The 13483-nt window shown below is 43.3% G+C and carries 13 protein-coding genes; 8 read left to right on the forward strand and 5 right to left on the reverse strand.

Translation table 11 applies throughout. From position 1 onward, the window contains the following. Positions 1-20 precede the first annotated feature (20 nt). Both E4663_RS11325 and E4663_RS11330 read right to left on the reverse strand, forming a co-directional pair. Complete coding sequence (locus tag E4663_RS11325; protein WP_135327700.1) at positions 21-614, reverse strand: biotin transporter BioY; 594 nt, start codon at positions 612-614, stop codon at positions 21-23. 120 nt (positions 615-734) lie between these two features. Further along, positions 735-1220, reverse strand: coding sequence for a carboxymuconolactone decarboxylase family protein (locus E4663_RS11330; RefSeq protein ID WP_135327701.1), 486 nt, complete (start codon positions 1218-1220; stop codon positions 735-737). Positions 1221-1346: 126 nt separating this feature from the next. Here E4663_RS11330 and E4663_RS11335 point away from each other — a divergent pair, with 126 nt between their 5' ends. Further along, the gene (locus E4663_RS11335; protein WP_135327702.1) at positions 1347-2795 is read left to right on the forward strand and encodes an Eco57I restriction-modification methylase domain-containing protein; all 1449 of its coding nucleotides are present in this window, start codon (positions 1347-1349) and stop codon (positions 2793-2795) included. Positions 2796-2861: 66 nt separating this feature from the next. Here the strand turns inward: E4663_RS11335 and E4663_RS11340 are convergent, their stop codons facing one another. Beyond that, the gene (locus tag E4663_RS11340; RefSeq protein ID WP_135327703.1) at positions 2862-5135 is read right to left on the reverse strand and encodes an ATP-dependent DNA helicase; all 2274 of its coding nucleotides are present in this window, start codon (positions 5133-5135) and stop codon (positions 2862-2864) included. Positions 5136-5309: 174 nt separating this feature from the next. Between E4663_RS11340 and E4663_RS11345 the strand changes: the two genes are divergently transcribed. From E4663_RS11345 to cysK, 3 genes are all read left to right on the forward strand, one after another. Then, on the forward strand, positions 5310-6233 hold the full coding sequence (locus E4663_RS11345; RefSeq protein ID WP_135327704.1) for a GDSL-type esterase/lipase family protein: 924 nt from the start codon (positions 5310-5312) through the stop codon (positions 6231-6233). 15 nt (positions 6234-6248) lie between these two features. Next, positions 6249-6881, forward strand: coding sequence for a YpmS family protein (locus E4663_RS11350; RefSeq protein WP_079477788.1), 633 nt, complete (start codon positions 6249-6251; stop codon positions 6879-6881). A gap of 86 nt (positions 6882-6967) precedes the next feature. Next, on the forward strand, positions 6968-7897 hold the full coding sequence (cysK, locus tag E4663_RS11355; RefSeq protein ID WP_079477787.1) for a cysteine synthase A: 930 nt from the start codon (positions 6968-6970) through the stop codon (positions 7895-7897). Between the two features lie 35 nt (positions 7898-7932). Here the strand turns inward: cysK and E4663_RS11360 are convergent, their stop codons facing one another. After that, entirely contained in the window at positions 7933-8544 is a 612-nt protein-coding gene (locus E4663_RS11360) for a trimeric intracellular cation channel family protein (protein WP_079477786.1), read from the reverse strand. Positions 8545-8841: 297 nt separating this feature from the next. Here E4663_RS11360 and E4663_RS11365 point away from each other — a divergent pair, with 297 nt between their 5' ends. The 4 genes from E4663_RS11365 (at position 8842) to E4663_RS11380 (ending at position 11364) form a co-directional block, all read left to right on the forward strand. Then, positions 8842-9369: a helix-turn-helix domain-containing protein gene (locus E4663_RS11365; RefSeq protein ID WP_135327705.1), complete on the forward strand. Its 528-nt coding sequence runs from the start codon at positions 8842-8844 to the stop codon at positions 9367-9369. A 25-nt stretch (positions 9370-9394) separates the two neighbouring features. Further along, positions 9395-9547, forward strand: coding sequence for a sporulation histidine kinase inhibitor Sda (gene sda / locus E4663_RS11370; RefSeq protein WP_079477784.1), 153 nt, complete (start codon positions 9395-9397; stop codon positions 9545-9547). A 78-nt stretch (positions 9548-9625) separates the two neighbouring features. Next, positions 9626-10342, forward strand: coding sequence for a YqjF family protein (locus E4663_RS11375; protein WP_135327706.1), 717 nt, complete (start codon positions 9626-9628; stop codon positions 10340-10342). A gap of 71 nt (positions 10343-10413) precedes the next feature. Then, on the forward strand, positions 10414-11364 hold the full coding sequence (locus E4663_RS11380; RefSeq protein WP_135327707.1) for a ring-cleaving dioxygenase: 951 nt from the start codon (positions 10414-10416) through the stop codon (positions 11362-11364). A gap of 42 nt (positions 11365-11406) precedes the next feature. Here the strand turns inward: E4663_RS11380 and E4663_RS11385 are convergent, their stop codons facing one another. Then, positions 11407-13356: an aconitate hydratase gene (locus E4663_RS11385; protein ID WP_079477781.1), complete on the reverse strand. Its 1950-nt coding sequence runs from the start codon at positions 13354-13356 to the stop codon at positions 11407-11409. Between the last annotated feature and the right edge of the window lie 127 nt (positions 13357-13483).

Genomic DNA, 13483 nt, shown 5'->3' on the forward strand with positions numbered 1-13483 from the left:
TAACCGGCATGAAACCATTTCTAAGATGCTTTCGCCTGCCTTAACGAAGTCCGCTGTAGGAATGTCTTTTCCAATCGGTGGGCAAACAGGCCTGCAACGACGGCCAGGGTCACATCTTTAAGCAAGAATAAAAGCATACTTGACCATGCAACAACATAACTAATACCTTCTCCACCTACCCAGAAGTTCATAGCTGCGTAGAATAAATTCACACCAATCAAATAATTCATCGCTACACCAGCAAGCGCTGCTGCAATATAAACAACCGAACTTCTTCTTGCTTCCGCAATCTTACCAGATACATAAGCAACAGCTAGATAAGATAGTATAAATCCGAATGTCGGGGAGAAAATGGTTCCTAGACCACCTGAGAATTGAGCGAAAATCGGAGCACCGATCAACCCAAGAATGACATACACCATGATAGAAAATGTCCCTAATCGACTCCCAAGGATAATTCCAGCCAAAATGGCAAAGAAAGTTTGGAGAGTAAGCGGAACACCTAGCACAGATAGAAACGGAGCAATAGAAGTAATATTTGCCCCTACAGCCATTAGGGCAACGAATAAAGAGCCTATAACAATGTCATAGGCTGACATACGTGAACCTTTCATCTTGAAATTCCTCCCTACTTTTACAATCTACTAATAAAGTACTTGAAAAAGCAACCCAATGTCAACCTACAAAATATTTGGTTAACAAAAAAGAAACCACCTCGTGAAAGGTGATTTCTCTTACAACCCCAAGCCGATTGAAAGCTGGTTGGTATATGAAGTATAGGCAACTGTCTGGTTGATCTCCACTAACTGTTCAGAGCTGTATCCGAATTCTTTCAGACGGACCATATCCTCTTTGGTCACTTGAACAGGCTTAGCAATCAATCGTTCAGCATACTGCAAAACAGCCTTCCACTCCTCTTGCATATTCGAATCTTTGTAGTGCTCCAACCATGTCAGCAGATCCTCTTCTTCTATATAGCTTCGAAGTAGCTCAACATGACTTTTCGTACAATATTCACAGCCATTTTTCATAGAAACAAATGTGATGATCGCTTCCCTTAAATCATTTGGTAAAGACGTTTGTTTTATGGATTGCTGCAAAGGTACGAAGGAGTCGTAAATATCTGGAGCATTTGCAAGCAGTCGATCGAAAACGGTTGCTGCCTGTCCTTCAAATTGATTTTTGAATTGATGTTGGCGAATAGGTTTCACCCATGGCATAATTCTCACCTCATATAGTAATATAGATTTACTTCTAAAGAAATTTTTAATAACAAAAACATATTATTGTAGTGACTTATCCCTATAAATAATATAAAGTATACATAAAAAACTGGAGGGATTTGGATGTTATCTCCGCGGCGAGCGATGGGTCAGTACAGTACTCCTCAAGATACCGTCGATTACATGGTCAACCTAACCTTGAACCATCTTGAGAGTCATCATAACCCACACATATTAGATCCCTCAACTGGTGATGGAATATTTGTGAAAACACTTGTCCGTTCGGGTGTTCCTGCAAGACAGGTACACTCCTATGACATAGACCCTTCCATTCCTTCACCTTACGATGGAATACACTTCTCTCACGAAGATTTTCTGAAGGTCGATCAAGAAGAGAAATTTGATGCTATCATAGGTAATCCACCATATAAATCCAAACGGCAGAGCACTTATTTTACAGATAACAAATTATTCTTAGCAGAACAGTTCCGTGAAATAGGAGTACATAACATGTATTCCTTATTCATATATAAAGGCCTGCAAATGTTAAAGGATAATGGCATCCTATCCATGATTGTTCAAGATTCATTCTTAACAAATGTTTATTATAAACATTTTAGAAAGTATTTATTATCACATACAGAATTGAAAGAAATCATACTTGCTCCAAGAAGGCTGTTTCACCATGGCAAAGCCGACGTCAGGACCGCGATACTGACTCTTCAGAAGAAAAAGGGGCATGTCGACAGCGAGCACACTGTTCGCTTAGTCGATCGCTTATCACAGCAAGAGTACTCCAATCCTCCAAAAGAACGAGTACAGTATCTAGCACAGACAACATTCAATAAGCTTCCCAACTATAACTTTGCGGTCAATGTACCGGAGGAGATCTTGCACCTCTTCCAAGTTCGATACACTCCTTTGGAGAAAGTCGTCCCTATTAAAACAGGCATTTCCACAGGGGACGATGGGCAGTTTTTAAAAAGGGAGGAAGAGATCGAAGACCTGGATGAGTGGATTCCATTCTATAAAAATGGAGGTGCCAAAGACGCTTGGTACTATCCACCTAAATTCTACCTCCACCGTGACTGGGACACACACAGTAAGAAATACGAGAAATTCACACTCCGAAATCCAACTTATTTCTATAGAGAAGGGATTACATGCTCTTCGATGGGAGTGAAGTTCTCCGCTGCTTACCTTCCGGAGGGCAGTTTGTTCGGTGTGAACGCAAATTTATTTCCAGAAGACAGAGATGACCTATACTATTTACTAGGCTTTTTGAACAGCAGCCTCGTTAAATACATCCTTAGAAAAGTACTGAATCGAACTAATATGGTTACTTCCGGGTACATCAAAAAGATTCCCTATATAGCTCCATCACGAGAAAAGAAGGATTCAGTTAATAAATCCGTTCGCCAATTAGTAAATGGAGTTAAAAACAACCCTGATTTCCCTACTCAAGAACTTCACGAGAAAATAGACACTATCATATTTGATGTCTATGGAATTTCAGAAAAACAAAGGGGTCACGTAATAGCGTTCTGCGACGATGTTTTGGAACAGCTGTGATAAAAAAGGTTCTGCCGTGCAGAACCTTTTTTTCATTTCCTCGACATTATTGCCCGGGAAATGACATCAGCGGACAACCCGGTAATCCCCCCAATCTTCCGGAAGAAGTTGGACGTATTTAGGGGACAAGAAGCGATCGTCAATCAGCTGAATCGATCCGTGATCTGTTTCGGAACGGATCAGTCGGCCACCCGCCTGCAACACTTTGTTCATCCCCGGGTAGACGTATGCATAGTCATAGCCATTCCGCCCCTTCTTCTGGAAATAATCTTTAATCAACTCTTTTTCAAAACTTCTAGGAGCGAGTCCGATGCCAACTACTGCCACACCATTCAATCTATCTCCTCGCAAGTCGACACCTTCGGAGAATACTCCACCGAGCACAGCAAAGCCTACCAATTCTTCTCCTGGTAAAAACTGAGCGAGAAAGTCTTCCCTCCGCTCCTCATCCATTCCCTGCTCCTGCACAGCAATGTTCACTGGATACTCTTTGAAATGGTGATACACAAGGTTCATGTACTGGTAGGACGGAAAGAAGAACAGGTAATTTCCTTTCCGTTGTTGTGTTTGATCGAACAGAAGTTCAGCCAAGCGCTCGGCAGTCTGTTCACGGCTCTTGTACCTGGTCGATAGCGGCGCAATCACAAGATCGATTTGGGATGTTTGGTAAGGAGAAGGCAACTGTAAAATATAATCATCCTTCTTCCCTCCTAACATATCTTTGTAATAGCCGAACGGCGATAAAGTGGCTGAAAAGAAGATACTCGAGCGGAATCCTTTCGTTGTTTCTTGTAATACATGTGAAGGGTCCAGACAGAATAATTTCAGAGTGAATTCTCCCTGTTCAAGCTCCCCGATAATTTTATAATGTTTATCCACCAGCTCTAATATTTTCATAAAGTTCTGGGTCGTGAAATAGGTTTCTAGTAAGTGCTCTGATTGATCATCTACGGGTTCATTCTGTAGCTGTTGTTCAGCTTGTTCCATGAAACGCTCGAGCGCTTCTTCCCAACCGCCATCCAAATCCTCTAGGACAAAGGACTGTTTGGCTTCTCCTCTTAATCGAATCAAGCTCTTGTAAATGGCTTCTGCCGACTTTGAGAGTTTCTCATTCTCATACATCCAATCTTCACTGATCAATAGGAATTCTCTCTCAGGCAAACGCGCTGAATACATTTCTCTAGCGCGCTCTACAAGGTTATGCGACTCATCAACCAGCAACGTCGTCTTTTTCTTTTGATCTGGAAGCAGACGCTTCAAGGCAACTCTTGGGTCATAAATGTAATTGTAGTCCCCTATGACGACATCCGCTTCGTTCGTTAGGTCGAGTGAGAATTCAAAAGGACAAACCTTGTGTTTCTTTGCATAAGATTCTATGATGGGCCGAGTCATCTGCGTCTCATTCATCATAATATCGACCAATGCATCATTGATACGATCGTAGTATCCATCTGCGTACTCACAGTAGTCTGGCTGACAGATCGTTTCTTCCTGGAAGCATATCTTATCTTTTGCTGTTAGCGTAACAGAACGCAGCGTCAGCCCCTTATCTCCCATTAATTTCAATGCTTCTTCAGCCGTTGCACGCGTTACCGTCTTAGCTGTTAAGTAGTATATTTTCTCCATCCTATCGAGGTCCATTGCTTTTACAGCTGGAAAAAGGGTAGAAATTGTCTTGCCAATTCCGGTCGGAGCCTGAGCGTAAAGATCACGCTTCTCTTCGATCGTCCGATATACACTTCCCGCAAGCTTCCTCTGTCCATCCCGATATGAGTCAAACGGAAAAGACAAGTCGGGTATCGAAGACTCCTTTTGCTCGCGTATATGCAATAGAATACGAGCATAGGACATATACTGATCAATACACTCTTCTATAAAGAGCGTCAAATCTTCCATGCTGAATGTATGAAGGAATTTTTTCTTCTCTTTCGATTGCTTCTGGACATACGTAAGCTGGACTTGGATGGCTTGGAGTTGTTCCTGGAGAGCATAAATGAAAGCATAGCCTTTTGCTTGTGCCCAATAAACAGGGTCACTCTCCTCTGTAATCTCACTCAGGTCCCGAGCAGTCGATTTGATTTCATCAATGATTGGCCCTTCGTCCGACTGAAGCAGTCCATCGCAGCGTCCTTGAAGATGGATAGATAGATGCTCCCGTACGAAAGTATGCTCTAGAGCAACCTCTTTTTGATCTTCCTCTTGATACGTTTTTTGTACGTCTTGATGGATTGCCGTACCTTCCGTTAATGTGGTATTAGACCGGAATCGGTTATCAATATTTCCAGACCGATGAATATAGGCCATCAAGTCCCGAACCGAAATGGTCATTGTATTCTCCATGAAGCCGCACCTCTCTTCCGAAAAATCGTCACTTACCCTCAAGTTACCTCATCAATACACGTATGTCTATATAAGGAAAATGAAAGAATAACTATAAGGTCGTTTTAATTTCCTAATGTGAGGTATCATCATATAATGATATCAAACTGAATTTTTTAAATCAGGGGTGACCCTATGAAGATATGGAGATGGATTGCTTCTGTCGTACTAGCGATTACCATTGGATTTTTCATCGTCGCAGCTTTCATCTATTCTCCAGAAGACGCCGTTGTACAGCCTCCTGAGAAATCCACTCAGGAAGAAAAAACACCTTCTGAAGAACCTGACGAGACTAGCGAACCGAAAGAGAAAGAAGAACCAACCGAAACGGAGGATCCTACTTTAGGCGAAGGACTCCGGGACGTTTTTACAAGTGTCATTGAAAGTGCCAAAGACATTTTCATCCGTGAAGACCTTCATATTACAGCGCTTGGAGACTCCCTAACAGAAGGAATCGGTGACGGGACAGGAGAAGGCGGTTATGTCGGTATATTGGAGAAAACATTTGCCGAAAATCCGAATGCCGGTGATATTACAATTGATAATTACGGGAAAATAGGCCATCGCACCGACCAACTCTTGAAGCGGCTACAGGACGAAGAAGATATGAGAGAATCTGTGAAGGAATCCGACCTTGTCTTGATTACGATCGGAGCCAATGACTTGATTGAAGTAGTGGAAGAAAATATAACCAATTTGAATTACCAAGCGTTTGTGGATGCTCAGCAGGGTTATGAAGAACGTTTGCGCGAAATTCTCCGCATAGTTCATGAAGAAAACCCTGATGCATCCATTTACCTCATTGGACTCTATAATCCTTTTGAGGGCTATTTCCGGAATGTTCCGGAAGTGGGGCAGATAGCTGGTGACTGGAACCAAACGAGCCGAATGGTCGTCAACGATTTCAATAGGACCACCTTTATTCCCGTCCGTGATATCTTTGAGAATACGACAGACGACCTACTCTGGGATGAAGACCACTTCCACCCCAACGAAAAGGGGTATAAACGGATTGCGGAACGAGTGTTAGAATATATTAGAGAAGATATTGAACAATAAGGCGGAATGCAGAACATGAAACGACTTCTTTTTGAAAATAAATGGCGAACTTCTTTTTTCGCCTTGGCTGTCTTGAATGCAATCATTATCATTGTGCTTCTTTCTCTTGTGTTCTTACCTAGTTCTTATACCCTAGTGAACGTTGATCAGGAGAAGACCACGTCAGATGCTGAATTCACCATTGTTTCTACAAAAGAAAATTTGGAACAGCTTACGAATGAATATTTACAAGAACTCTCCACCCAGACAGTGTTCAACTATTCTATTTCTCTAGAGAAGAATGTCATGCTGACTGGTAATATACGCGCTTTCGATCAAGAGATCCCTATTAAAGTCGAACTTAATCCCGTTGTCCAAGAGAACGGTGATCTTATCTTAGAACAAGAAAGCATCTCCCTTGGGCAATTGCCACTACCAAACAAAAAGGTACTTGATTTTGTCAAAGATAACTATAAATTTCCTGAATGGGTTGTGGTGAATCCAAAAGAGGAAACGATTTATGTGGCGGTGACTCAGATGGACCCACCAAAAAACATCGAGGTACGAGTGGATCGATTCAACTTGAACTCCAACCAATTGGCATTCAAAGTATCGGTACCTAAGGATTCTCTAGAGCTTGCCCAAAAAGTGGTTCAGGAGAACTTCTAATTGTCACGCACAATCTCCTCAGATGAAAGAGGCTGAGGTATTATGGTAAAATTACATCAAGAATGCTATTAAAAGGATGTGAGGTCATGCGTGTTGTAAACAACATTGCCGATCTGATCGGAGATACACCCCTCGTCAAATTGAACCGTCTCGCTCCTGAAGGCGGAGCGGATATTTATATGAAATTAGAAAAATACAATCCGAGCGGAAGTGTCAAAGACCGTGCCGCTTACAATATGATGCTGCAGGCTGAAAAAGACGGATTGCTTAAACAAGGCTCCACTATCATTGAGCCGACAAGCGGTAACACCGGAATCGGAATTGCTATGAATGCTGCAGCTAGAGGATACCGCGCGATTCTTGTGATGCCTGATACAATGACCCAAGAGCGAATCAACCTCTTGAAAGCATACGGCGCGGAAATCGTTCTCACTCCTGGAGACGAAAAAATGCCCGGAGCCATAGCAAAAGCAAAAGAGTTAGTCGAAGAAATCGAAGGCGGCTTCATGCCGATGCAATTCGAAAACCACGCTAACCCTGATTCACACCGCTATACAACTGCTACCGAAATCATCGAAGCGATGGATGAGATCGGGAAACCCTTATCCGCTTTTGTAGCAACTGCTGGTACAGGCGGAACAGTAACAGGAACCGGTGAAGAATTGAAGAAACACTATGACGACGTCACCGTACACGTCGCAGAGCCAGCCGGCTCCCCTGTCCTTTCTGGTGGAAAACCTGGAAAGCACAAATTGGTAGGGACAAGCCCTGGGTTCGTACCGGATATCCTTAACCAAGATGTTTATGATGAAATCTTTCAAGTGACGGACGAAGATGCGTATGATATAACACGCCGTCTGGCACGAGAAGAAGGATTGCTGCTAGGAACGTCCTGCGGAGCTTCGTGCTGGGCTGCAATGGAGGTTGCGAAGCGCAAGCAACCTGGAGAAGTAGTCGTTTGTATCGCACCCGATACAGGGGAACGTTACTTGTCCGGAGACCTATTCAGATATTAAATCAAAAGACCGCTCATTCAAATGAGCGGTCTTCTTTATAATCTATACAAATCACGAAATCTCAAGTGCCATCCTAGATGATAAGAGAGAACACGGCACATAATAATCGCAACGAACAATATATAGGCCTGGATCACATTGTCAATATCAATAATGCCAAGACCTGTTACTACTCCGACCACCATCGCCCATACAGCATAGATTTCCTGATGAAGCACCATCGGACGCCGTTGAGCGAGCACATCACGCGTCACACCTCCCCCAACCCCAGTTAAGATACTGGCAAAAATGACACCTCCGAGTGGGAAATCGTTTGCTATTGCAAAAGAAGCTCCCTGTAAAGCAAAAGCAGACAGACCGATTGCATCCAAATAAATGTTCCACCGATCCCATGACATAACCCAGCTTTTCGGGAAGAAATAGACGATACTAATCGTTATAAATGCAACATATAAAAGATAACCTTGCTCCCAGACGTGAACGACAGGCACATCCAGCGCGATATTCCTTACAATGCCCCCTGCAAAAGGTGTCGCAATACCTAGAATAAATGTGCCAAATATATCATACCTCTCATTCAATGCGACAATTGCCCCACTAAATGCAAAGGCACTGACTGCTAATATGTTTAAAAACTCCCATGCCACCTGTTACTCACCTTCCATTCGTTTATCTTCCTTCAAGTCCTTACCTAAAATATCAGACGTTTTGACTATTGGAAAGCTTTTTTCCTTTTAAGAAGCTTAATGATAAAATTCTCTTGTCAGGAAGCCCTTCTGAAGCCTTTCATAGCACTATATTCATATAATAACCCACCCTGATTTCAATAACATTCAAATTGTTGCAATGTGCCACAAGGATTTATTGTACCTAGGACGAATTTATTAAGTTATAGCATCTAGATAGAGAAAAAGGACACCATCAAGTAGGAGTTGTGAAGAAAGTTGAGAAGATGGCTAAATAAACTACGCAAAGAACAACACTATACACAGCAGCAAGTCGCAGATGGGGCTCATATAGACAGAGCCTATTACGCACAAATTGAAAACGGCACTAGGAATCCCAGCATGGCCGTCGCCACTCAAATCGCAGCGTTCTTACACATCAATCCGTCATTGTTTTTCTCTGATCACTTAAGTGAACCATTTGAGATAGCTTTGACAAATTCACCGATCGTAGTTGCACACTGCGACCTGGATTTGCGCTACACTTGGATATTCAATCCTCATCCAGACTTCAAGATGAGCCCGGTGATCGGAAAGAGAGATGATGAAATAGATGAGAACCCAGGCACACTAGCTTTAATGGATATTAAGCAGAAGGCTATCCAACAAAATAGCATTGTAAGGAAAAGAATCGCTTTTCCTTTATCAGAAGGTTTAATTCAATACGATGTATTTGCTCAGCCTTTGTACGATTCCAATGGAAATATAATTGGAGCAGCCACCGCAGCCACTGAGCTAGAGAACTAGTTTTTTGAACAAGGAGGGCTTCCTGATGATCGTAAACAAAATTAACTACGAACTCCTTGTACTTTCTCTTCATAGAGCACGTGAACTAAAACTTGACTATGAATTCATTGAAATTCTAGAGGAGGAAGTCACTCAGAGAGAACAAGAGGACCTTCCCTTAGAGGGAAAGGCCGAATAGACCCCATGCACTCCCCTGAGCGTTTATTCGCATGAACTCCTGATAAAGTGGGTAAAACACTTTAAAAGGAGTGTCGTTATGAGATTGAATAAGTGGATTATGCACCAAACCTGGGAAGAACTCGTATTTATGCACTGGCCGGTATCTGAAGAGGAGCTTAGACCATTCATTCCGGACGCCTTTGAGCTTGATCTTTTCGAAGGTCAAGCTTGGATTGCTATTGTCCCGTTTCGAATGAACAACATTCACTTCAAAGGTTTGCCTAAGGTGAAGGCAGGAAACCATCTCCTTGAGTTGAATGTGCGTACCTATGTAACCTACAACGGAGAACCAGGTGTATATTTTATCACTCTAGATGCCAATCATCCTCTTGGTGTCTTTTTAGCCCGCACTGTTTTTGGGCTTCCTTACGTACATGCTAACATGAGACTTGAGCAAAATGATTCATCCGTTCATTATTTGAGCAGAAGAACCCACGACGGTTACCCTACTGCGCATTTTCATGCGACCATCAACCCAATTTCCCCTCCTTTCCCCGCAGAACCCGGCTCCCTTATTTATTGGCTTACAGAACGTTATTGTTTATGGGTTGTCCGTGGTTCCTACATTTACAAAGGGCCAATCTTTCACCACAACTGGTCTCTACAGAAATCAGAAGCTACTATCTTCACCAACAGCTTAGTTGATTTTCTCCCCCCTTCTATTTTCGAAAGCAAACCGATGACTTACTATTCCGCTTCGTTGGAAACCTATATCTTTCCTTTCGAGAAGAAAGGAAGAATACCTCGGAATTGAAGCATTTGACATTCTCTTTCGTTTTTTATACAATTATCTTGAATTCAAGATAATTGGAAAGGGTGATCACAATGCACCTAAAAGGCATACATCATGTGTCCGCCATCACTGCCAACGCCAAACGTAATTATGATTTCTATACCGAAGTCCTAGGCATGAGACTTGTAAAGAAAACCGTTAACCAAGACGCCCCATCTATGTACCACCTTTTCTACGCTGATGAGAACGGGGCCCCTGGAACAGACTTAACCTTCTTCGAGATTGATCGGGCAGGTCATACCTACCCAGGAAACCAAAGCATCTCTACTACTTCATTACGAGTTAAAAATGACAAAGCCTTAGAATTCTGGCAAAAACGCTTCGAGGAGTATGAAGTGGACCAAGACCCTATCCAACCTAGAATGGGAAGGAATACTCTATCGTTTCGTGATCATGAAGACCAACGTCTCATGCTCGTTTCAGATGAAAAGAACGAAGGAGTAGAACCTGGTGTACCTTGGAATAAATCCTCTGTACCCCAAGATGTTGGTATTCAAGGGCTCGGACCTGTCTATTTAACAGTAAAAGACCTCTATGCTACTGAGAAAGTACTAACGGAGTTGCTAAGCTTCAATGAAATAGGATCTTATGATTCTTATAAAGTGTTCTCAACCGGTGAAGGCGGCACAGGAGCCGAAGTCCATGTTGAAGAGCAACCAGAGGCCAATCGTGAAAAGCCCGGTCGTGGCAGTGTCCACCATGTTGCATTTCGTGTGGAAGATGAAGAAGAATTAAAGAAATGGCATAGTAAAATCCAAGAAGCTGGATTCCCAAATTCAGGTCTTGTCGACCGTTATTACTTTAAGTCGTTATACTTCAGGGAAGCGAATCACATCTTATTTGAACTAGCAACTGACGGCCCAGGATTTGCTACAGATGAGAATCCGGAACAATTAGGTGAAACCCTAGCTCTTCCACCGTTCCTAGAGGATAGAAGATCAGAAATTGAAGCAGAATTAAAACCGCTGAATACAAAGAAGTGAACCATTAAAAAGAACCGGCCGTTTGGCCGGTTCTTCTTCTATTTAGTCTTCTAAACGATTCTTAACCCAATTGATTAATCCACCCATTTGCATGATTTCAACCTGGCGTTCAGATAGAGCATGTTCAAGCGTGATTGTTTTTCCTTTGTCCTTCACTTCCGCTTCCACTTGATTTGATTGTTTGATGGTGTTGCGCAGGTCACGGAAGACAAGCACATCACCTTGATCAAGTTCATCTAAATCAGACTCGTTGGTGAAAGTAAGCGGCAAGACACCGAAGTTTGCGAGGTTCTGCCAGTGGATACGAGCAAAATCTTTCACGATAGCTACTCGCAACCCTAAATACTTCGGAGCTAATGCTGCGTGCTCACGGCTGGATCCTTGTCCATAGTTTGCACCAGCAACAACCGCATGACCTCCTTGATCGCGGATATCCATCGCTCGGTCATAGTAGGAGTCATCGACGATCTCGAATGTGAATTTACTGATTTCAGGTAAGTTACTACGATATGGAAGAACCCTTGCACCACCTGCCAGAATTTCGTCCGTTGATATGTCGTCTCCCATCTTCAACAAGATAGGTACTTCCAACTGATCCGGCAGCTCATCCATTTCTGGGATGGATGCTACGTTCGGTCCTTTTACCAGGTCAACCTGCTTCGCTTCTTCAAATGGCAGAGGCTCATCGAGTAGCCTTGTATCAACAGTCGGCTGATCCAACTCCTGTACACTAGGATAATCGAACCCTGCTTTTCTAGGATCCATAATCTTGCCGTGCAAGGCACTCACTGCTGCTGTTTCAGGGCTGCACAAGAAGACACTATCTTCTTTCGTACCAGAGCGTCCAGGGAAGTTACGCGGAGTTGTTCTTAAACTGTTACGTCCGGTTGCCGGTGCTTGTCCCATGCCAATACAGCCGTTACAGCCAGCTTGGTGAAGACGTCCACCCGCCTGTAAGAAGTTAGCAATGTGCCCCTCTTGGGAAAGGTCGATCAACATCTGCCTTGAAGTCGGGTTCAAGTCAAATGAGACGCCATCCTCGATATGTCTGCCTTCGACAATTTTGGAGGCAATTGCAAAGTCACGATATCCTGGGTTTGCAGAAGATCCGATATACGATTGGTAAATGGACTCCCCTTCTACCTCTTCAACAGGCACTACATTGCCTGGACTAGATGGCTTCGCAACCATAGGTCCTAGAGAAGAAAGGTCCAACTCGTCGTGGACATCATATGTTGCGCCTTCGTCAGCCTTCAATTCTATCCAATCCTCTTCCCGTCCTTGAAGCTTCAAGAAGCGCTTCGTTTCATCATCTGATGGGAAAACCGTGCCTGTCGCTCCGAGCTCTGCTCCCATGTTGGCAATGACGTGACGGTCCATAGCAGTCAGGTTCTCTAGACCCGGACCATAGTATTCAAAAATATGATTGACTCCGCCTTTTACACCATGACGTTTCAGCATTTCCAGAATGGCGTCCTTGGCACTGACCCAATCCGGCATTTTCCCTGTCACCTTTACGCCCCATACTTTCGGCATTTTTACATAAAACGGTTCTCCAGCAATGGCCATGGCGACGTCAATACCACCAGCTCCCATTGCAAGCATTCCCATACATCCGTTTGCGCACGTGTGACTGTCGGAACCAAGTAGTGTTTTACCTGGTTTCGCAAGGCGTTGCATATGGACCGGGTGACTTACACCGTTACCTGGACGACTGAAATATAATCCGAATCGATTGGCAGCACTCTCAAGAAACAAGTGGTCATCCGGATTCTTGCTGTCCTCCTGTATTAAGTTATGGTCTACATATTGCGCCGAAGCTTCTGTTTTCGCCCGTTCGATTCCCATCGCTTCTAATTCCAACATTACCATTGTGCCTGTCGCATCTTGAGTTAACGTTTGGTCGATTTTCAAGCCGATTTCCGTACCTGGAGTCATTTCTCCCTCTACTAGATGATCTTTGATTAATTTTTGTGTGACGTTAAGACTCACACGAAACTCCTCCTTCTTATACAGATATAAAGGTTGTCAGTCATGATGGTCGTAACTTTTCCTATACCTTTTATACCCTTAATCTGGATACCTTACTCGGAGGATTCTACAAAAAAAGGAAGAGACC

The sequence above is a fragment of the Halobacillus salinus genome, from assembly GCF_004684905.1.
In the GTDB taxonomy this organism is placed as follows: Bacteria; Bacillota; Bacilli; order Bacillales; family Halobacillaceae; genus Halobacillus; species Halobacillus salinus.

What these genes read in the sequence shown, in the direction of transcription:
- E4663_RS11345 (WP_135327704.1), top strand. Translation starts at nt 5,310, where the DNA reads ATGAAGATATGGAGATGGATTGCTTCTGTCGTACTAGCGATTACCATT.
- E4663_RS11340 (WP_135327703.1), bottom strand. Translation starts at nt 5,135, where the DNA reads ATGGAGAATACAATGACCATTTCGGTTCGGGACTTGATGGCCTATATT.
- E4663_RS11325 (WP_135327700.1), bottom strand. Translation starts at nt 614, where the DNA reads ATGAAAGGTTCACGTATGTCAGCCTATGACATTGTTATAGGCTCTTTA.
- sda (WP_079477784.1), top strand. Translation starts at nt 9,395, where the DNA reads ATGATCGTAAACAAAATTAACTACGAACTCCTTGTACTTTCTCTTCAT.
- E4663_RS11335 (WP_135327702.1), top strand. Translation starts at nt 1,347, where the DNA reads ATGTTATCTCCGCGGCGAGCGATGGGTCAGTACAGTACTCCTCAAGAT.
- E4663_RS11350 (WP_079477788.1), top strand. Translation starts at nt 6,249, where the DNA reads ATGAAACGACTTCTTTTTGAAAATAAATGGCGAACTTCTTTTTTCGCC.
- cysK (WP_079477787.1), top strand. Translation starts at nt 6,968, where the DNA reads ATGCGTGTTGTAAACAACATTGCCGATCTGATCGGAGATACACCCCTC.
- E4663_RS11330 (WP_135327701.1), bottom strand. Translation starts at nt 1,220, where the DNA reads ATGCCATGGGTGAAACCTATTCGCCAACATCAATTCAAAAATCAATTT.
- E4663_RS11380 (WP_135327707.1), top strand. Translation starts at nt 10,414, where the DNA reads ATGCACCTAAAAGGCATACATCATGTGTCCGCCATCACTGCCAACGCC.
- E4663_RS11375 (WP_135327706.1), top strand. Translation starts at nt 9,626, where the DNA reads ATGAGATTGAATAAGTGGATTATGCACCAAACCTGGGAAGAACTCGTA.